Source organism: Methylobacterium sp. AMS5, from assembly GCF_001542815.1.
In the GTDB taxonomy this organism is placed as follows: domain Bacteria; phylum Pseudomonadota; class Alphaproteobacteria; order Rhizobiales; family Beijerinckiaceae; genus Methylobacterium.
The window spans coordinates 2,430,031-2,446,195 of sequence record NZ_CP006992.1; the positions used below are offsets into that span (position 1 = coordinate 2,430,031).

Consider the following 16,165-nt stretch of genomic DNA (forward strand, 5'->3'; position numbering starts at 1 on the left):
GCCTGACGAGGGGCGGCCGGCCGTTCGGGCCGGCCGCCCCGATTGTCTTCGAGTTCCCATAGAGTACCTCACGAAACTCCCGCTGACCGACCGCCTCTCGCCTGCCGTGACGGTGAAGCGAGAGTTTCGTGAGAGACACTCAGGCGAGCCCGGCTCGCCGAAGCTTCAAGGTGCGTACGCGATGACCGAAACCTCGCCGGCCAAGCCTTCCGGGACCGATTTCATCCCCGCCCCGTCTTCCTCCTCCGCGCCGCCCGCCGCCGTGACGCCCGCCGCCGCGCCGCCGACCATCGGCAAGGCCGAGCTGTCTGCCTCCGGCGCCGTCAACCACGCCGACCAGCTCGCCCGCATCGAGGACAAGACCGCGCGCATCGAGGACAAGTACGCCCGCTCCGAGGCGCTGCTCTCGCGCGTCGAGGAAAAGGTCGAGACGGCCTCGACCCGGATGAACGACGCCGCCCGGCAGGTCGACCTCTCGTCCCTGCGCAGCGAAGTCCGCACCCTGTCCGACCGGGTCGGCCGCCTGCCCGGCACCGGTGCCCTCGTTCTCACCGCCATCATCACCGCCGTGCTCACGGTCGCGCTGATGGTCGCCGTGCAGCGGCTGAACCTCGACCGGATGCTGCCGCACAGCCTCGACGGCAAGAGCCAGACCCAGAGCCAGACGACCCCCGCCAATCCTCCTGCCTCCAACCCGTAGAAATCAGACGCCGCCATGACGGATTTCCGCACCCTCGACGATGCCGGCCCGCTCCCCGGCAAGCGCGTGCTGCTGCGCGTCGATCTCAACGTGCCGATGGAGAGCGGACGCGTCACCGACGCGACCCGGATCGAGCGCGTGGTGCCGACGATCCGCGAGATCGCCGATGCGGGCGGGCGGGTGATCCTGCTGGCGCATTTCGGCCGCCCCAAGGGCAAGCCGGACCCGAAGGACTCGCTCAAGCCCATCCTCTCGACGCTTTCGGAGAAGCTCGGGCGGCCGGTGGCGTTCGGTGAGGATTGCGTCGGCGAGGCTGCCGCTTCCGCCGTCGCGTCGCTCAAGGACGGCGACGTGCTCCTCCTCGAAAACACCCGCTATCACGCGGGCGAGGAGAAGAACGATCCCGACTTCGCCAAGGCGCTCGCCCGGAACGGCGACATCTACGTCAACGAGGCGTTCTCCGCCGCCCACCGCGCGCATGCCTCGACGGAAGGGCTCGCCCGCCTGCTGCCTGCCTATGCCGGCCGCCTGATGCAGGCCGAACTCGATGCCCTGACCAAGGGGCTCGAGGCTCCGGCCCGCCCGGTCATCGCCATCGTCGGCGGCGCCAAGGTCTCGACCAAGATCGACCTGCTCGAAAACCTCGTCGCCAAGGTCGACATGCTGGTGATCGGCGGCGGCATGGCCAACACCTTCCTGCACGCGCAGGGCAAGGATGTCGGCAAGTCGCTCTGTGAGAAGGATCTCGCCGAGACCGCCAAGCGCATCCTGGCCGCGGCCAAGGAGAAGAACTGCACCATCATCCTGCCGGTCGATGCGCTGGTGGCCCGCGAGTTCAAGGCCAATGCCGAGAACGAGACCGTACCGGTCGATGCCGTGCCCTCCGACGCGATGATCCTCGATGTCGGCGCCTCCTCGATCGCCACGATCGACGGCGCCATCGAGGAAGCCCGGACGCTGGTCTGGAACGGCCCGCTCGGCGCCTTCGAGCTGACGCCGTTCGACACGGGCACGGTCGCGGTCGCCCAGCACGCCGCCCGGCGGACCAGGGCCGGCCAGCTCGTCAGCGTCGCCGGCGGCGGCGACACGGTGGCGGCCCTCAACCATGCGGGCGTGGGCGAGGACTTCTCCTACGTCTCGACGGCGGGCGGCGCCTTCCTCGAATGGCTGGAGGGCAAGGCGCTGCCCGGCGTCGAGGCGCTGCGCGCGCAGGGCTGAGGCCGGATCGGCCGCAGCGCGACGCGGGCGGCGGCGACAAACCCGCGCATATTTCAGCGCCGGGCCGCAGGCTGGCGGCACCGGCGCACCTATATAGGCCGCAGCAAGGGACAGGCCCGGCTGAGGCCGCATCGCACGAGGATCGAACCATGGCACGCATCACCCTCCGGCAGCTCCTCGATCACGCCGCCGAGTACGGCTACGGCGTGCCCGCGTTCAACCTGAACAACATGGAGCAAGGGCTCGCCATCATGGCGGCGGCGGATGCCACCGACTCGCCGGTGATCCTCCAGGCGAGCCGGGGTGCCCGCGCCTATGCCAACGACGTGGTGCTGGCCAAGCTCATCGACGGCCTCGTCGAGATCTATCCGCACATCCCCGTCTGCATGCACCTCGATCACGGCAACAACGAAGCCACCTGCGCCACCGCGATCCAGTACGGCTTCACCTCGGTGATGATGGACGGTTCGCTCAAAGCCGACGGCAAGACCCCGGCGGACTACAATTACAACGTCGAGATCACCCGCAACGTCACGAAGATGGCCCACTGGGCCGGCGTCTCGGTCGAGGGCGAACTCGGGGTGCTCGGCTCGCTGGAGAGCGGCCAGGGCGAGGCCGAGGATGGTCACGGCGCGGAAGGCGTGCTCTCCCACGACCAGCTCCTGACCGACCCTGACGAGGCGGTGAAGTTCGTGGCCGCCACCAAGGTCGATGCGCTGGCGGTGGCCATGGGCACCAGCCACGGTGCCTACAAGTTCACGCGCAAGCCCGACGGCGACGTGCTCGCCATGGGCGTGATCGAGGAGATCCACCGCCGCCTGCCGACGACCCACCTCGTCATGCACGGCTCCTCCTCGGTGCCGCAGGATCTTCAAGACATCATCAACCAGTATGGCGGCGAGATGAAGCCGACCTGGGGCGTGCCGGTGGAGGAGATCCAGCGCGGCATCAAGCACGGCGTGCGCAAGATCAACATCGACACCGACAACCGCATGGCGATGACCGGTCAGATCCGTAAGGTGCTGTCCGAAAACCCCTCCGAATTCGATCCGCGCAAGTACCTGAAGCCCGCCATGGAGGCGATGACCAAGCTGTGCCGCCAGCGCTTCGAGGAGTTCAACACCGCCGGTCAGGGCTCGAAGATCCGCCCGATCTCGGTGGCCGAGATGGCGAAGCGCTACGCCAACGGCTCGCTCGACCCGAAGATCGACGCGTGATCCGTCATGGCTGAATCAGAGTCGGCCGCGGTCCGGCCCCGCCTCGCCCTCCTCACCCCCTACGGCCTCGGCACGTCCGAGGCCGAGGCGACGGCGTGGGCGCTCGATGCCGCCTGCGCTGCGGGGGATGTCGCGGCGGTGATCCTGCGTCTGGCGGCGTCCGACGAGCGCAGCCTCGTCGCCCTCGTCAAGCGGCTGGCCCCCCCGGCGCAGGAGCGCGGTGCGGCGGTGCTCGTCTGCGTGCCGGGCTTTACCGGCGATATCGTCTCCGTCGCGGCCCGCGGCGGGGCCGACGGGGTGCATCTCGACCGCGCCGACGAAGACGCTCTGCGCGATCTGCGCGGGCGCCTGCGTGATGGGCGTATCCTCGGGACAGGCGGCGTGCTCGGCTCGCGCAATGCGGCGATGGTCGCGGGCGAGACCGGCGTCGATTACCTGATGGTCGGCGGCCTCTTCCCCGACGGCGTCGCCCCCGATGCCGAGGACGTGCGCGAGCGTGCGGCGTGGTGGGCCGAAATCTTCGAGACGCCCTGCATCGCGGTGGCGACCTCCCCAGAGGACGTCGCGGCGCTCGTGCTGACGGGTTCCGAGTTCGTCGGGCTGGAAAGCGCCCTGTGGCTCGACGATCCCGATGGGGTTCGGGCCGCACAGGCGCAGCTCGACCGGGCGCGATGATTTTTTTCGAGGAAAGGACCGTGGCGGTGCCCTTCGAAGCCCTTTCCCCTCTGCGGGGAAAGGGAAGGGCGCGTGGGCGCACGGGGACGGCCGCACTCCGAGCGGGAACCCTGTCCCTCGCGGTCTTAGGCGCCTGTGCCGTCCTCGCGCTCGACATCGGCGCTCTGCACGCTGCCCCGAAGCAGCCGGCCACGAAGGAGCCTGTCGCGCAGACGCCGGCCAAGCCGAACCTGCTCGACCTCAAGCGTGAGCTGCCCTCGCCCTACTCGGCCAATGTCCAGGGGGCGCAGCCCACGACGGCGAACCCGAATGCCGACGCCGCCTACGGCGCCTATCAGCGCGGTCGCTACGCCACCGCCTTCCGCGAGGCGACCAAGCGGATCGAAGCGAACCCCAAGGACGCCGCGGCGATGACGCTGCTCGGCGAACTCTACAACCAGGGCCTCGGGGTCAAGCCGGATCCCAAACGCGCGCACGAATGGTACCGGCTGGCGGCCGTGCAGAACGATCCCAACGCCATGGCCTCCCTCGGTCTGATGGCGATGGACGGGCGCGGACAGCCCAAGGACGAGAAGGCCGGCCGGGCTTGGCTCGAACAGGCGGCCCGCAAGGGACAGCCCACCGCCTGCTACAATCTCGCTCTGATCCAGCTCGCGAGCGACAAGCCGGCGGATCTGGCCGCCGCCCTGGCCAATTTCCGGGCGGCGGCCGAGGCCGAGATCCCAGCCGCGCAATATGCGCTCGGCGTGCTCTACCTCCAGGGCAAGGGGGTCTCCAAGGACACGACGCAAGCCGCGCAATGGTTCCGCCGCGCCGCCGACAACGGCGATCTCGGCGCCGAGGTCGAGTTCGCGATCCGGCTGTTCAACGGCGACGGCGTCCCCAAGGACGAGCCGCGCGCCGCCCGCTACTTCCTGCACGCGGCCCAGCGCGGCAACGCCATCGCCCAGAACCGGATCGCCAAGCTCTACGTCGCCGGCCGCGGCGTGCCCAAGAATCTGATCGAGGCGGCGGCCTGGAACCTCACCGCGGCCTCGCAGGGCCGCGCCGACCCCGGCCTCGATCAGGCGACGGCCGGCCTCAACCCGGACGAGCGCAAGCGCGCCGAGGCGCTGGCGGCGGACCGGGTGAACCTCGCGCCCTAACGTCTGGGATACCCGATCCGGAACGATGCTCCGAGCCGTCGCGCCGGCATCGTCTTTTTCCGAGAGCCGCAACCCCTTTCGGGACGATGCCCGCAACGATTGCCGAATTGTCGGCGCGTTTGAAACGAAGAAGCGGGGTCGCGGGCTGGCACATCCGGCCGCGCTTGCGCGAGGATGTGACGGTCACGCTGCCATGCGCTCTCGTACAACCGCGTGACAGGAGCCCGAATGACCTCCAGCCTTCTTCGCCGCAAGCCCTTGCAACTGGAGCACGGTGAAGAGCGTCGGCTGGCACGAACGCTCGGCTGGCCGCACCTCATGGCCCTTGGTGTCGGCGCAATCGTCGGAACCGGCATCCTCACGCTCATCGGCGTCGGGGCGGCCAAGGCCGGGCCTGCGGTGATCCTGTCCTTCGCCATCGCCGGCGCCATCTGCGCCTGTGCGGCCCTCGCCTATGCCGAGATGGCGACGATGATCCCGGTCTCGGGCAGCGCCTACACCTACAGCTACGTCGTGCTCGGCGAGATCCTTGCCTGGATCATCGGCTGGAGCCTGATCCTCGAATACTCGCTCGTCGTCAGCGCGGTGGCGGTCGGCTGGTCCGGCTACGCCGCACCGCTGCTCGAGAACCTGTTCGGGTTTCCCAAGGCGCTGATGCAGGGCCCGGATGCGGGCGGGATCGTCAACCTCCCCGCGGTCGCGATCATCGTCGTCGTCGCCGTGCTGCTCCTGCGCGGCACGCGCGAGAGCGCCACGGTCAACGCCGCGCTGGTGCTGGTGAAGATCGCCGCGCTGATCGTCTTCGTGGTCTTCGCGCTGCCGGCCTTCGACGCCGCCCATCTCGAACCGTTCAACCCGTTCGGCTTCGTGAAGAGCGTGAGCGCCGACGGGGTCGAGCGCGGCATCATGGCGGCGGCGGCGATCATCTTCTTTGCCTTCTACGGATTCGACGCCATCGCCACCGCGGCGGAGGAGACGCGCAACCCAGGGCGCGACCTGATCATCGGCATCGTCGGATCGATGGCGGCCTGCGTCCTGATCTACGTCGCGGTCGCGGTCGCTGCGGTGGGGGCCGTGTCCTACACGCGCTTTGCCGATAGCCCGGAGCCGCTGGCGCTGATCCTGCGCGAACTCGGCCGGCCGGTGGTGGCGCAGTATCTCGCGGCCTCGGCGGTGATCGCGTTGCCCACCGTCATCCTCGCCTTCTTCTACGGCCAGAGCCGGATCTTCTTCACCATGGCCCGCGACGGGATGCTGCCGCAGAGCCTGGCAAGACTCTCCTCCGCCGGAACGCCGGTTCGGATCACCCTCTTCACCGCGGCCGTGGTGAGCGTGCTCGCCGGGCTCGTCCCGCTGGGCGAACTCGCCGCACTCGCCAATGCCGGGACGCTCGCGGCCTTCGTCGCCGTGGCGGCCTGCATGCTGGTGATGCGCGTCCGTGCGCCGGAGGCCGCCCGCACCTTCCGCGCCCCGGCCCCATGGCTCATCGGAGCGGTCACGATTCTGGGCTGCGGGTATCTGTTCTTCAGCCTGCCTGCGACCACCCAACTCTGGTTCGCCGTCTGGAACATCCTCGGATTGGTGTTCTACGGGCTCTATGGCCGCAGGAACGCGGTGGTTGCGGGCTGACCGCCTCGGGCGGCGACCGTCAGGCGCGATCGGCGAGGTCGCGCAGAACCGCGGGGATCATCTCCGGCAGATCCTCGGAGATCAGCCCCGGCCCGAACCGCAGGCCCGCATCGCCGTGCAGCCACACGGCGGCGCAGGCCGCCTCGAACGGGTCCAATCCCTGCGCCAGCAACCCGGCGACGAGGCCGCCGAGCACGTCGCCGGAGCCGGCGGTGCCGAGATGCGGCGTGCCGTGGTCGTTGATCGACGCGCGTCCGTCCGGGGCTGCGATTACCGTGTCGGCGCCCTTCAGCACCACGACCGCCCCGGCGATGTCTGCCGCCCGCGCGGCCCGCTCGACTTTCGTCAGCCCCTCCGCCACGGCCTCCGTGCCGGAGAACAGCCGCGCGAACTCGCCCTCGTGCGGCGTGAGCACGGCCCGTGCTTCGCCGTCACGGATGTGGCGGGCGAGGGTGCGCACCTCGCTGCGAAAGCTCGTGAGCGCGTCGGCGTCGAGCACCAGGGTGCGCCCGGCATTGGCCGCCACCGCGACGAGGTCGCAGGTCGCCGGGCCGGTCCCGAGGCCGGGGCCGAGCAGCAGCGCGTTCAGCCGCTCGTCGGCGAGCATGTCATCGAGGTCGTCGGAGTTCTCGCAAGGGCGCAGCATGATCGCGGTGAGCTGAGCCGCATTCTCCGCCAGCGCCGAAGCGGGTGAAGCCATGGTGACGAGCCCTGCGCCTACCCGCAGCGCTCCGCGGGCGGCGAGCCGGGCCGCGCCGGTGCGGTAGGCCGGGCCCGAGAGCACCAGGGCATGGCCGCGGGTGTATTTGTGGCTGCCGGCGGTGAGCCGCGGCAGCGCCCACAGGCCGGGCGCATTGCGATACAGTGCGCGGGTCTCTCCGGCGATCCCGGCGGCGAAAGCGGCCTCGCCCGTGCCGATGTCGGCGACGTGCAGAGCGCCGCAATGGGTCCGGCCGGGCTGGAGCAGGTGGCCGGGCTTCAGCGCGACGAAAGTCACCGTCTCGGTTGCCTCCACCGCGACCCCGTGCACCGCGCCGCGATCGCCGTCGATGCCGCTCGGTACATCCACGGCGAGCACGGGGATGCCCGACCGGTTCACCGCCTCCACGAGGGCGCGGGCCGCCCCTTCCAGATCGCGGCAGAGGCCGGCGCCGAACACGGCGTCGATGATGAGATCGGCCGCCGGAATCCCGGCCTCTACGGCACCCACCGGGCCGGTCCAGGCCTCGGCGGCGAGCGCGGCATCGCCCTTGAGCGCGTCGCGCTCACCGAGCAGACGCAGATCGACGCGGTAGCCGGCCTCATTCAGCAGGCGGGCGGCCACGAACCCATCGCCGCCATTGTTGCCGGGGCCGCACAGCACGAGCATCCGGCCACTTTCCGGGACCAAGGCGCGGGCACGCGCGGCGACGGCGGCGCCCGCCGCCTCCATCAGCGTCAGGCCTGGTGTGCCACCGGCGATCGCTGCGGCATCGACCCGGCGCATCGCCTCCACGGTGAGCAGCCGATGCGAGGCTTGGGGGGATTTCACCGGCTCATGCATGCAACTGGCTCAGCCTATGCCTGTAAATTGATCGTTTTCAGCGAAATTGCCTACACATTCCGCTTTGTTTGCACATTGCGCGAGCAACTTCCCGGCCCCGTCATCCAAATCGCCGTGGCGGTCGCGCGACGGCGATGGTACATAAATGGCTGACTAAGGGACCAGGCGGATCAGGCTTTTCCGGATGAAGAAGATCGAGGCGATCATCAAGCCGTTCAAGCTCGACGAGGTGAAGGAAGCCCTCCAAGAGGTCGGTCTTCAGGGCATCACCGTGATCGAGGCGAAGGGCTTCGGCCGGCAGAAGGGCCACACCGAACTCTACCGCGGCGCGGAGTACGTCGTGGACTTCCTGCCCAAGGTGAAGCTGGAGATCGTCCTCTCGGACGCCCTGGTCGAGGGTGCCGTGGAAGCGATCCGCAAGTCGGCCCAGACCGGCCGCATCGGCGACGGCAAGATCTTCGTCTCGACGATCGAGGAAGCCATCCGCATCCGCACCGGCGAGACCGGCACCGACGCGATCTGATCCGGGCGCCCCCGCTGCCCTGGCCCGCCTCGTGAAGGGCCGGCCTCGTCCGCGCTTGCCGTGAAGCGCCGTAGCCGAGCGACGCCGTGCCCGATCTCGACAGTATCGTCAAAGACATCGCCGCTGAGATGCGGGCGCGGCCCGATCGCGGCGCGGTGGCGAGCTACATTCCCGAACTGGCTCGCGTCGACGCTCAAGGCTTCGGCCTCGTCGTGATCGACGGTGACGGGCGGGTCGCGGCCGGGGGGGATGCCGACACCCCCTTCTCGATCCAGAGCATCTCCAAGGTCTTCACCCTGACGCTGGCGCTCGGCATGGTCGGCGACAGGCTGTGGCGCCGGGTCGGCCGCGAGCCCTCGGGCAGCCCGTTCAACTCCATCGTGCAGTTGGAGCGGGAAAACGGTATCCCGCGCAATCCCTTCATCAATGCCGGCGCCATCGCCGTCACCGACGTGATCCTCTCGGGCCACCAGCCGCGGGAGGCGTTGGGCGAGATCCTGCGCTTCATGCAGTTCGTGGCGCAGGACGACAGCATCACGATCGACGAGCGCGTGGCGGCCTCCGAGAAACGGACGGGCTTCCGCAACGCGGCGCTCGCCAACTACATGCGCTCCTTCGACGTGATCGAGAACCCGGTCGATTACACGCTGGGCGTCTACTTCCATCACTGCGCCATCGCGATGACGTGCCGCCAACTCGCCACTGCCGGGCTGTTCCTGGCCTATTCCGGGCATCACCCGCTGGCCGGCCACTCGGTGATCTCGGCCGAGCGGGCCCGGCGCATCAACGCCATCATGCTCACCTGCGGCCATTACGACGGCTCGGGCGATTTCGCCTACCGCGTCGGCCTACCGGGCAAGAGCGGCGTCGGCGGCGGTATTCTGGCCGTTGCGCCGGGCAAGGCTTCGATCTGCGTCTGGTCGCCGGGGCTGGATGCGGCCGGCAATTCCCATCTCGGGCGCATCGCCCTGGAGATGCTGGTGAAACGGACCGGGTGGTCGATTTTCGGGGCGTGAAGCGCGCCGGCCGCCCTAAGCGTACCGATCCCCGCATCCTTGCCCTCATCCTCAGGTGGCCGCGTCAGCGGCCCTCGAAGGATTCTCCAGGGATCGCACGGCTACTGAAGGATCCTTCGAGGCCTCCGCTTCGCTGCGGCACCTCAGGATGAGGGCGAGGCCGGGATAAGCAAAAAACCGCCCCCGCCTTGCGGCGGGAGCGGCTGTCTCAAGCCACGATGTCCGGCCTCGAAAGTCTTACGCGACGGCCCTCTGCGCGGCTTCGCCCGGGAGCGGAACCTCGGAGATCGTCTTCAGAACCTGCGAGGCGATCTGGTAGGGGTCGCCCATGGAGTTCGGGCGGCGATCCTCAAGGTAGCCCTTGTAGCCGTTGTTGACGAAGGAGTGGGGCACGCGCACCGAGGCGCCGCGGTCGGCCACGCCGTAGGAGAATTTGTTCCACGGCGCCGTCTCGTGCTTGCCGGTCAGGCGCATGTGGTTGTCGGGGCCGTAGACGGCGATGTGGTCGTCGAGGTTCTTCTCGAAGCCGGCCATCATCGCTTCGAAATACTCTTTGCCGCCGGTCTCGCGCATGAACGTCGTCGAGAAGTTGCAGTGCATGCCCGAGCCGTTCCAGTCGGTGTCGCCGAGCGGCTTGCAATGGTACTCGATGTCGATCTCGTAGGTCTCGCACAGGCGCTGGAGCAGGTAGCGGGCCATCCACATCTCGTCGGCGGCCTTCTTGGAGCCCTTGCCGAAGATCTGGAATTCCCACTGGCCCTTGGCCACTTCGGCGTTGATGCCTTCGTGGTTGATGCCCGCGGCAAGACAGAGGTCGAGATGCTCCTCGACGATCTTGCGGGCCACGGCGCCGACATTCGATGAGCCGACGCCGCAATAGTACGGGCCCTGCGGGGCCGGGTAGCCGGTCTCGGGGAAGCCGAGCGGGCGGCCGTTCTTGTAGAGGAAGTACTCCTGCTCGAAGCCGAACCACGCGCCGGCGTCGTCGAGCACGGTCGCGCGCTTGTTCGACGGGTGCGGGGTCTTGCCGTCCGGCATCATCACTTCGCACAGCACGAGCACACCGTCGGTGCGGGCCGGGTCGGGGAAGTGGCGCACGGGCTTCAGCACGCAGTCGGAGGAGGAACCCTCGGCCTGCTGCGTCGAGCTGCCGTCGAAGCCCCAGAGCGGGAGCTGCTCGAAGGTCGGGAAGCTGTCGTACTCTTTGATCTGCGTCTTGCCGCGCAGGTTCGGTGTGGGCGTGTAGCCGTCGAGCCAGATGTACTCGAGCTTAAACTTGGTCATTCGCAGTCTCTCGTACCTTGAGGATCCGTGTCCTGACGAAACCTTTGCGGAACCGGCGTCGTTGAGAATCTGCCCGACCGTTGGATCGCGGCGTCCGGCGGGTGACGTCCCCGCCGCATCCGAGACGCCGATCCACCGGCGAGCAGGGCGACAGCCCGACCCCCGAGCGCCCACTGTGCGGGCGGACGCTCCGGTTTCCGCCCAAGCATGTCGCGTGCCAGTCGCCTTGGCTGCGATGCGGTGGACGGTGCGGCCAATATGGCCGTCCGAGGGCCCGTCTTGCAGACGAAACACCCCGAACGTCCCGCGATTGCGCGGTTTTTTGCCTGCCGACGGGTGGCAACGGCGAAGCGCGGACGATATCGTCCCCGCGGCCGGCGAGACCGGCCGGGGACGCGAGAGGGGGCCGGACCCGGATCAGGAGCGACGCCGCGGGCGTGAAGCCGCCCCGTCGAGACGCGCCGCTTTCCCGATCAGCCCATCGCGCCCCAGGAACGGACCGGCTCGGACCGCGCCCGGACGCGGCCGGTGGTTCGCCGCCCCGCTTACAGAATTTGCCGAGGAGACGCACAGCATGAATACGGCCGCCGATGTGCTGAAGGCCATCAAGGACAATGACGTCAAGTACGTCGACTTCCGCTTCACCGACCCGCGCGGCAAGTGGCAGCATGTGACCTTCGACGTCTCCCTGATCGACGAGGAGATGTTCACGGACGGCACCATGTTCGACGGCTCGTCGATCGCCGGCTGGAAGGCGATCAACGAGTCCGACATGCTGCTGATGCCGGACCCGGTCACGGCCTGCATGGACCCGTTCTTCTCCGCCTCCACGATGTCGATCGTCTGCGACGTGCTGGAGCCCTCGACCGGCGAGCCCTATGCCCGCGATCCGCGCTCGACCGCCAAGCTCGCCGAGGCGTATCTGCGCTCCACCGGCATCGGCGACACGATCTATGTCGGCCCCGAGGCCGAGTTCTTCGTGTTCGACGACGTGAAGTTCGGCGCCGACCCCTACCATACCGGCTTCCAGCTCGACTCGACCGAGCTGCCGACCAACGGCTTCACCGACTACGAGGGCGGCAACCTCGGCCACCGGGTGCAGACCAAGGGCGGCTACTTCCCCGTCCCGCCGCAGGATTCGGCCCAGGACATGCGCGGCGAGATGCTGGCCGCGATGCAGTCGATGGGCGTGAAGGTCGAGAAGCACCACCACGAGGTGGCGAGCGCCCAGCACGAGCTCGGCATGAAGTTCGACACGCTGACCCTGCTCGCCGACCACATGCAGATCTACAAGTACTGCATCCACAACGTCGCGCAGAGCTACGGCAAGTCGGCGACGTTCATGCCCAAGCCCGTCTACGGCGACAACGGCTCCGGCATGCACGTGCACCAGTCGATCTGGAAGGACGGCAAGCCGCTGTTCGCCGGCGACAAGTACGCCGACCTCTCCCAGGAATGCCTGTGGTACATCGGCGGCATCATCAAGCACGCCAAGGCGCTCAACGCCTTCACCAACCCGTCCACGAACTCCTACAAGCGCCTGGTGCCGGGCTACGAGGCCCCCGTGCTGCTGGCCTACTCGGCCCGCAACCGCTCGGCCTCCTGCCGTATCCCGTGGACGACGAACCCGAAGGCCAAGCGCGTCGAGGTCCGCTTCCCCGATCCGATGGCCAACCCGTATCTCGCCTTCTCGGCGCTGCTGATGGCCGGCCTCGACGGCATCCTCAACAAGATCGATCCGGGCCCGGCGATGGACAAGGATCTCTACGACCTGCCGCCGCGCGAGCTGAAGAAGATCCCGACCGTCTGCGGCTCGCTTCGCGAGGCGCTGCAGAACCTCGACAAGGACCGCGCCTTCCTCAAGGCCGGCGGCGTGTTCTCGGACGACCAGATCGACTCGTTCATCGAGCTGAAGATGACCGAGGTGCTGCGCTACGAGATGACCCCGCACCCGATCGAGTTCGTGAACTACTACTCGTTGTAACGGTCGCGCCGACGGGCGAGGCGGCGTACGCCCGCAGGACGCGGACGCCGTCTCACGAAGCCCGCGCGGTCCCTGGCCCGAGGCGGCCTCCACCGTCCCGAGGGGATCGGGCGGATGCCCTGCGACGTGAGGGGGCCGGAGCGATCCGGCCCCTTTTTATTGGGTCGCTTACGGTTCGGAACGCTTCTAAACGCTCAACCTTTATTAACGCGTCAGTTGTATCATATGATATAGATCGCACGCTCGCTCCGAGAGGCCGCAATGGCCCTGACCAGGCTCCACGCCTTCATCGACACGTTCTCGGCCCGACCAGACGATGCGACCTATACGATTGCTCAGTACCGGGCGCTCAACCGCCAAGTGCTGGTCTTGTATACGACCATCGGTAGCAATGCTCTCGGCCTCGCCTACACTTATTACGGCGCGGCCCCGGACTGGATGACCATCTGGCCGCTGGCGGCCCTTCTTCTGCTCTGCCTCGTGCGCAGCCGTCTGTGGCTGCAATCCCTCGTCTCGCTGCCCGACCTCGAGACCATCGCCAAGCGCCTGAACGCGACCACCTATCTCGCCATCGTCCTGTCGATCATCCTCCCGGTCTGGGCGCTGTCGCTGATGCAGTATGGCGAGCTGCCCGAGAGCATGATCGTGATCTTCTCGCTGACGATCATCATGATCGTCAGCGTGCAGTGTCTGATCCAGCATCCCACGGCCGCCGTCAGCATCTTCATCATCACGCTTCCGCCGGCGGTCTACCTGATCCTGCGCGGCGATACGCTGCTGCACATCATGGCGCTGAACTACGTCATCCTCGTCGGGGGGATGGTGGTGGTGCAGTACTTCTCCTACGGCGATTTCCGCCGCGTCGTCGGCCTGATCGAGGAGAACCGGCGCCTCGCCCTGACCGACTACCTGACGGAGCTGCCCAATCGCCGCGCGTTCTCCGCCGAGATCGAGCGGCGGATCCAACGCCCGGACAGCGTGCCGTTCCATGTCGGCCTGATCGATCTCGACGGCTTCAAGCCGGTCAACGACAGCTTCGGCCACCGGGCCGGCGATGCCGTGCTGCGCGAGGTCGCCCAGCGGCTGAAGGCCAAGAATCTGGGATGGATCGGCCGGCTCGGCGGCGACGAGTTCGGGCTCATCGTCGAGGACGGGGCCGATCTCGCCCGCATCGGGCAGCGGGTCTGCGAAGGACTGGCGCGGCCGTTCCCGTTGCGCGAGGGGATCGCGCAGATCGGCGCGTCGATCGGGTTCGCGCGCTATCCCGATGCCGCCACATCGCCCGAATCGCTGATGGAGCGGGCGGACTTCGCCCTCTACCACGCCAAGAGCCATCAGCGCGGCGCCGCCGTCACCTTCGCGCCGGAACACGAGGAGCGGCTTCGCGCCCTCGCGGTGATCGAACAGGCGCTGCGGCGGGCCGACCTCGCGGCGGAGTTCGAACTCTACTATCAGCCGATCATCGATATCGTGGAGAACCGGATCGAGGCCTACGAGGCGCTGGCGCGCTGGAACAGCCCGGTCCTCGGACGCGTCGCGCCCGGCGAGTTCATCATCGTCGCCGAGCGGACCGGGCTGATCCGGGATCTCACCCCGGTGCTGTTCGGCAAGGCGCTGACGGCGATGCGGGCGTGGCCGGAGGAGGTGCGCCTGTCGTTCAACCTGTCGGCCCAGGACATCACCTCGCGCGACAGCATCGCGCGGCTCGCCGAACTCGTCGTCGCGAGCGGCATCGATCCGGGCCGGATCGCCTTCGAGGTGACCGAGACGGGGCTGATGCGCGACCTCGGCGATGCCCACCGCTCGCTCATCGCTCTGAAGGCGCTCGGCACGGCGATCGCCCTCGACGATTTCGGAACCGGCTATTCGAGCTTCAGCCATGTCCACCAGCTGCCGCTCGACCGGCTGAAGATCGACCGCAGCTTCGTTCTCGCGCTCGGCGGGGACGCGACCTCCCTCAGCATCATCCGCTCGATCGTCGATATGAGCCGCAACCTCAGCCTCCATTGCGTCGTCGAGGGGGTCGAGACCATCGATCAGATGCTGCTGCTGCGCTCCGCCGGCTGCCGCTCGATGCAGGGCTACCTGTTCGGCAAGCCGATGCCGGAGGCCGCCGTCTCCGGCTTCGATCTCGTCGTGCCGGCGACGGCTCTGGCCTCCTGACGCAGCCGTCGCCGCGCCGATGCCCTATCTTGGCAGGCGTCCTGGCACGAAGGAGGCTGCCCGATGACCCTCACCGTCCCCGTAATCCTCGGTTCCGTGCGCGCGGATCGCGCCGGCATCCGCGCCGCCCGTTTCCTGACCGCGCAGCTCGAAGCCCGCGGCCACGCGGCTCCGCTGGTCGATCCCGCCGAGCTGAAGCTCCCGCTCCTCGACCGGATGTACAAGGAATATCCCAAGGGCGAGGCCCCCGAACCGCTGGAGCGGCTGGCGACGCTGTTTCGCGGGGCCGATGCTTTCGTCGTGGTCTCGGCGGAGTACAACCACTCGATCCCGCCCGCGCTCTCCAACACCCTCGACCACTTCCTGGAGGAGTATTTCTGGCGGCCCTCCGCCATCTGCTGCTACTCGGCGGGGCAGTATGGCGGCGTGCGCGCGGCGATGCAGTTGCGGGCGATGCTGGGCGAACTCGGCACGCCGAGCATTCCCTCGCTCCTGCCGATCCCGCGCATCCAGAAGGCGCTGAGCGAGGCGGGCGAGCCGGCCGAGGATTGGCTCGGCCGGGCCGCGAAGAAGTTTCTCGACGAACTGACTTGGTACGCCGAGGCCCTGAAGACGAAGCGGGCCGGGGGCACGCCGTACTGAACCTTGCGCGCGGCACTCCGTTTGCACCCCTCGCGGCACGGGCGGATGAGGAAAGCGGGCGCATGAACGCGAGTGTCGACAGAGTAAGGGACGCGCTGGCCGAGTTGATCAAGGCGGCGCTCGTTTCCGATGACGGCCTGAGCCTCGCCTTCCGGCAGGCAGCGGCGGACAAGATCGCCGCGCTCGCGGCCGATCCGCCGCCGGCGGACGCGGTGCGGATCGATGGCGCCTGGACCCTGGCGATCCGCGCGGCGGAAGCGCCGGAGCTTCAGCCGGAGGAAGGACAGGTGAACCTGACTCTGCCGCGGAGCGCGCCCTTTACCCTCGAAGAGCTGTCGCGGGCCGATTTCGACGTGGATCGGGCCGTGGAGACGATCCGCAAATCGGCTTCCACGGGCTGAGGATCGGACCGAACCTGTTCACGGC

The 16,165-nt window shown here is 68.3% G+C and carries 14 protein-coding genes; 12 read left to right on the top strand and 2 right to left on the bottom strand.

The window, feature by feature from the left end; genetic code table 11:
- Window positions 1–181: 181 nt before the first annotated feature.
- From Y590_RS11005 to Y590_RS11030, 6 genes are all read left to right on the top strand, one after another.
- Window positions 182–700 (top strand): hypothetical protein, encoded by a 519-nt coding sequence (locus Y590_RS11005; protein WP_060769872.1) that lies wholly within the window; start codon window positions 182–184, stop codon window positions 698–700.
- Between the two features lie 15 nt (window positions 701–715).
- Entirely contained in the window at window positions 716–1,918 is a 1,203-nt protein-coding gene (locus tag Y590_RS11010) for a phosphoglycerate kinase (RefSeq protein ID WP_060769873.1), read from the top strand.
- 149 nt (window positions 1,919–2,067) lie between these two features.
- Entirely contained in the window at window positions 2,068–3,135 is a 1,068-nt protein-coding gene (fba, locus tag Y590_RS11015) for a class II fructose-bisphosphate aldolase (protein WP_060769874.1), read from the top strand.
- A 6-nt stretch (window positions 3,136–3,141) separates the two neighbouring features.
- Complete coding sequence (locus Y590_RS11020) at window positions 3,142–3,810, top strand: thiamine phosphate synthase (protein WP_060769875.1); 669 nt, start codon at window positions 3,142–3,144, stop codon at window positions 3,808–3,810.
- A complete protein-coding gene (locus tag Y590_RS11025) occupies window positions 3,807–4,955 on the top strand; it encodes a tetratricopeptide repeat protein (RefSeq protein WP_201026783.1) in 1,149 nt (382 codons plus the stop codon). The genes Y590_RS11020 and Y590_RS11025 overlap by 4 nt, the downstream gene beginning before the upstream one ends.
- 228 nt (window positions 4,956–5,183) lie before the next feature.
- Window positions 5,184–6,584: an amino acid permease gene (locus tag Y590_RS11030; protein WP_060769876.1), complete on the top strand. Its 1,401-nt coding sequence runs from the start codon at window positions 5,184–5,186 to the stop codon at window positions 6,582–6,584.
- A gap of 19 nt (window positions 6,585–6,603) precedes the next feature.
- Here Y590_RS11030 and Y590_RS11035 read toward each other — a convergent pair whose 3' ends face one another.
- On the bottom strand, window positions 6,604–8,127 hold the full coding sequence (locus tag Y590_RS11035) for a bifunctional ADP-dependent NAD(P)H-hydrate dehydratase/NAD(P)H-hydrate epimerase (protein WP_060769877.1): 1,524 nt from the start codon (window positions 8,125–8,127) through the stop codon (window positions 6,604–6,606).
- A 184-nt stretch (window positions 8,128–8,311) separates the two neighbouring features.
- Here Y590_RS11035 and Y590_RS11040 point away from each other — a divergent pair, with 184 nt between their 5' ends.
- Window positions 8,312–8,650, top strand: a complete 339-nt coding sequence (locus Y590_RS11040; protein WP_003600526.1) for a P-II family nitrogen regulator — start codon at window positions 8,312–8,314, stop codon at window positions 8,648–8,650.
- 86 nt (window positions 8,651–8,736) lie between these two features.
- Entirely contained in the window at window positions 8,737–9,666 is a 930-nt protein-coding gene (locus Y590_RS11045; protein ID WP_060769878.1) for a glutaminase, read from the top strand.
- Window positions 9,667–9,903: 237 nt separating this feature from the next.
- On the opposite strand, the gene Y590_RS11050 is transcribed toward Y590_RS11045, so the two are convergent.
- Window positions 9,904–10,950, bottom strand: coding sequence for a glutamine synthetase beta-grasp domain-containing protein (locus Y590_RS11050; RefSeq protein WP_060769879.1), 1,047 nt, complete (start codon window positions 10,948–10,950; stop codon window positions 9,904–9,906).
- A 574-nt stretch (window positions 10,951–11,524) separates the two neighbouring features.
- Here Y590_RS11050 and glnA point away from each other — a divergent pair.
- From glnA to Y590_RS11070, 4 genes are all read left to right on the top strand, one after another.
- Window positions 11,525–12,934: a type I glutamate--ammonia ligase gene (gene glnA, locus Y590_RS11055; RefSeq protein WP_060769880.1), complete on the top strand. Its 1,410-nt coding sequence runs from the start codon at window positions 11,525–11,527 to the stop codon at window positions 12,932–12,934.
- Window positions 12,935–13,195: 261 nt separating this feature from the next.
- Window positions 13,196–15,097: a putative bifunctional diguanylate cyclase/phosphodiesterase gene (locus Y590_RS11060; protein WP_060769881.1), complete on the top strand. Its 1,902-nt coding sequence runs from the start codon at window positions 13,196–13,198 to the stop codon at window positions 15,095–15,097.
- Window positions 15,098–15,160: 63 nt separating this feature from the next.
- Window positions 15,161–15,739 (top strand): NADPH-dependent FMN reductase, encoded by a 579-nt coding sequence (locus Y590_RS11065; protein ID WP_060769882.1) that lies wholly within the window; start codon window positions 15,161–15,163, stop codon window positions 15,737–15,739.
- Between the two features lie 62 nt (window positions 15,740–15,801).
- Window positions 15,802–16,140 carry a hypothetical protein gene (locus Y590_RS11070; protein ID WP_060769883.1) on the top strand — a complete coding sequence of 113 codons (339 nt, stop codon included), beginning with the start codon at window positions 15,802–15,804 and terminating at the stop codon, window positions 16,138–16,140.
- Window positions 16,141–16,165 lie beyond the last annotated feature (25 nt).

Bases quoted from the DNA above. Each gene is read 5' to 3' on its own strand.
- Y590_RS11060 (WP_060769881.1), top strand. From the start codon at position 13,196: ATGGCCCTGACCAGGCTCCACGCCTTCATCGACACGTTCTCGGCCCGA.
- Y590_RS11010 (WP_060769873.1), top strand. From the start codon at position 716: ATGACGGATTTCCGCACCCTCGACGATGCCGGCCCGCTCCCCGGCAAG.
- Y590_RS11030 (WP_060769876.1), top strand. From the start codon at position 5,184: ATGACCTCCAGCCTTCTTCGCCGCAAGCCCTTGCAACTGGAGCACGGT.
- Y590_RS11050 (WP_060769879.1), bottom strand. From the start codon at position 10,950: ATGACCAAGTTTAAGCTCGAGTACATCTGGCTCGACGGCTACACGCCC.
- Y590_RS11065 (WP_060769882.1), top strand. From the start codon at position 15,161: ATGACCCTCACCGTCCCCGTAATCCTCGGTTCCGTGCGCGCGGATCGC.
- fba (WP_060769874.1), top strand. From the start codon at position 2,068: ATGGCACGCATCACCCTCCGGCAGCTCCTCGATCACGCCGCCGAGTAC.
- Y590_RS11035 (WP_060769877.1), bottom strand. From the start codon at position 8,127: ATGCATGAGCCGGTGAAATCCCCCCAAGCCTCGCATCGGCTGCTCACC.
- Y590_RS11025 (WP_201026783.1), top strand. From the start codon at position 3,807: ATGATTTTTTTCGAGGAAAGGACCGTGGCGGTGCCCTTCGAAGCCCTT.
- Y590_RS11040 (WP_003600526.1), top strand. From the start codon at position 8,312: ATGAAGAAGATCGAGGCGATCATCAAGCCGTTCAAGCTCGACGAGGTG.
- Y590_RS11070 (WP_060769883.1), top strand. From the start codon at position 15,802: ATGAACGCGAGTGTCGACAGAGTAAGGGACGCGCTGGCCGAGTTGATC.
- glnA (WP_060769880.1), top strand. From the start codon at position 11,525: ATGAATACGGCCGCCGATGTGCTGAAGGCCATCAAGGACAATGACGTC.
- Y590_RS11005 (WP_060769872.1), top strand. From the start codon at position 182: ATGACCGAAACCTCGCCGGCCAAGCCTTCCGGGACCGATTTCATCCCC.
- Y590_RS11020 (WP_060769875.1), top strand. From the start codon at position 3,142: ATGGCTGAATCAGAGTCGGCCGCGGTCCGGCCCCGCCTCGCCCTCCTC.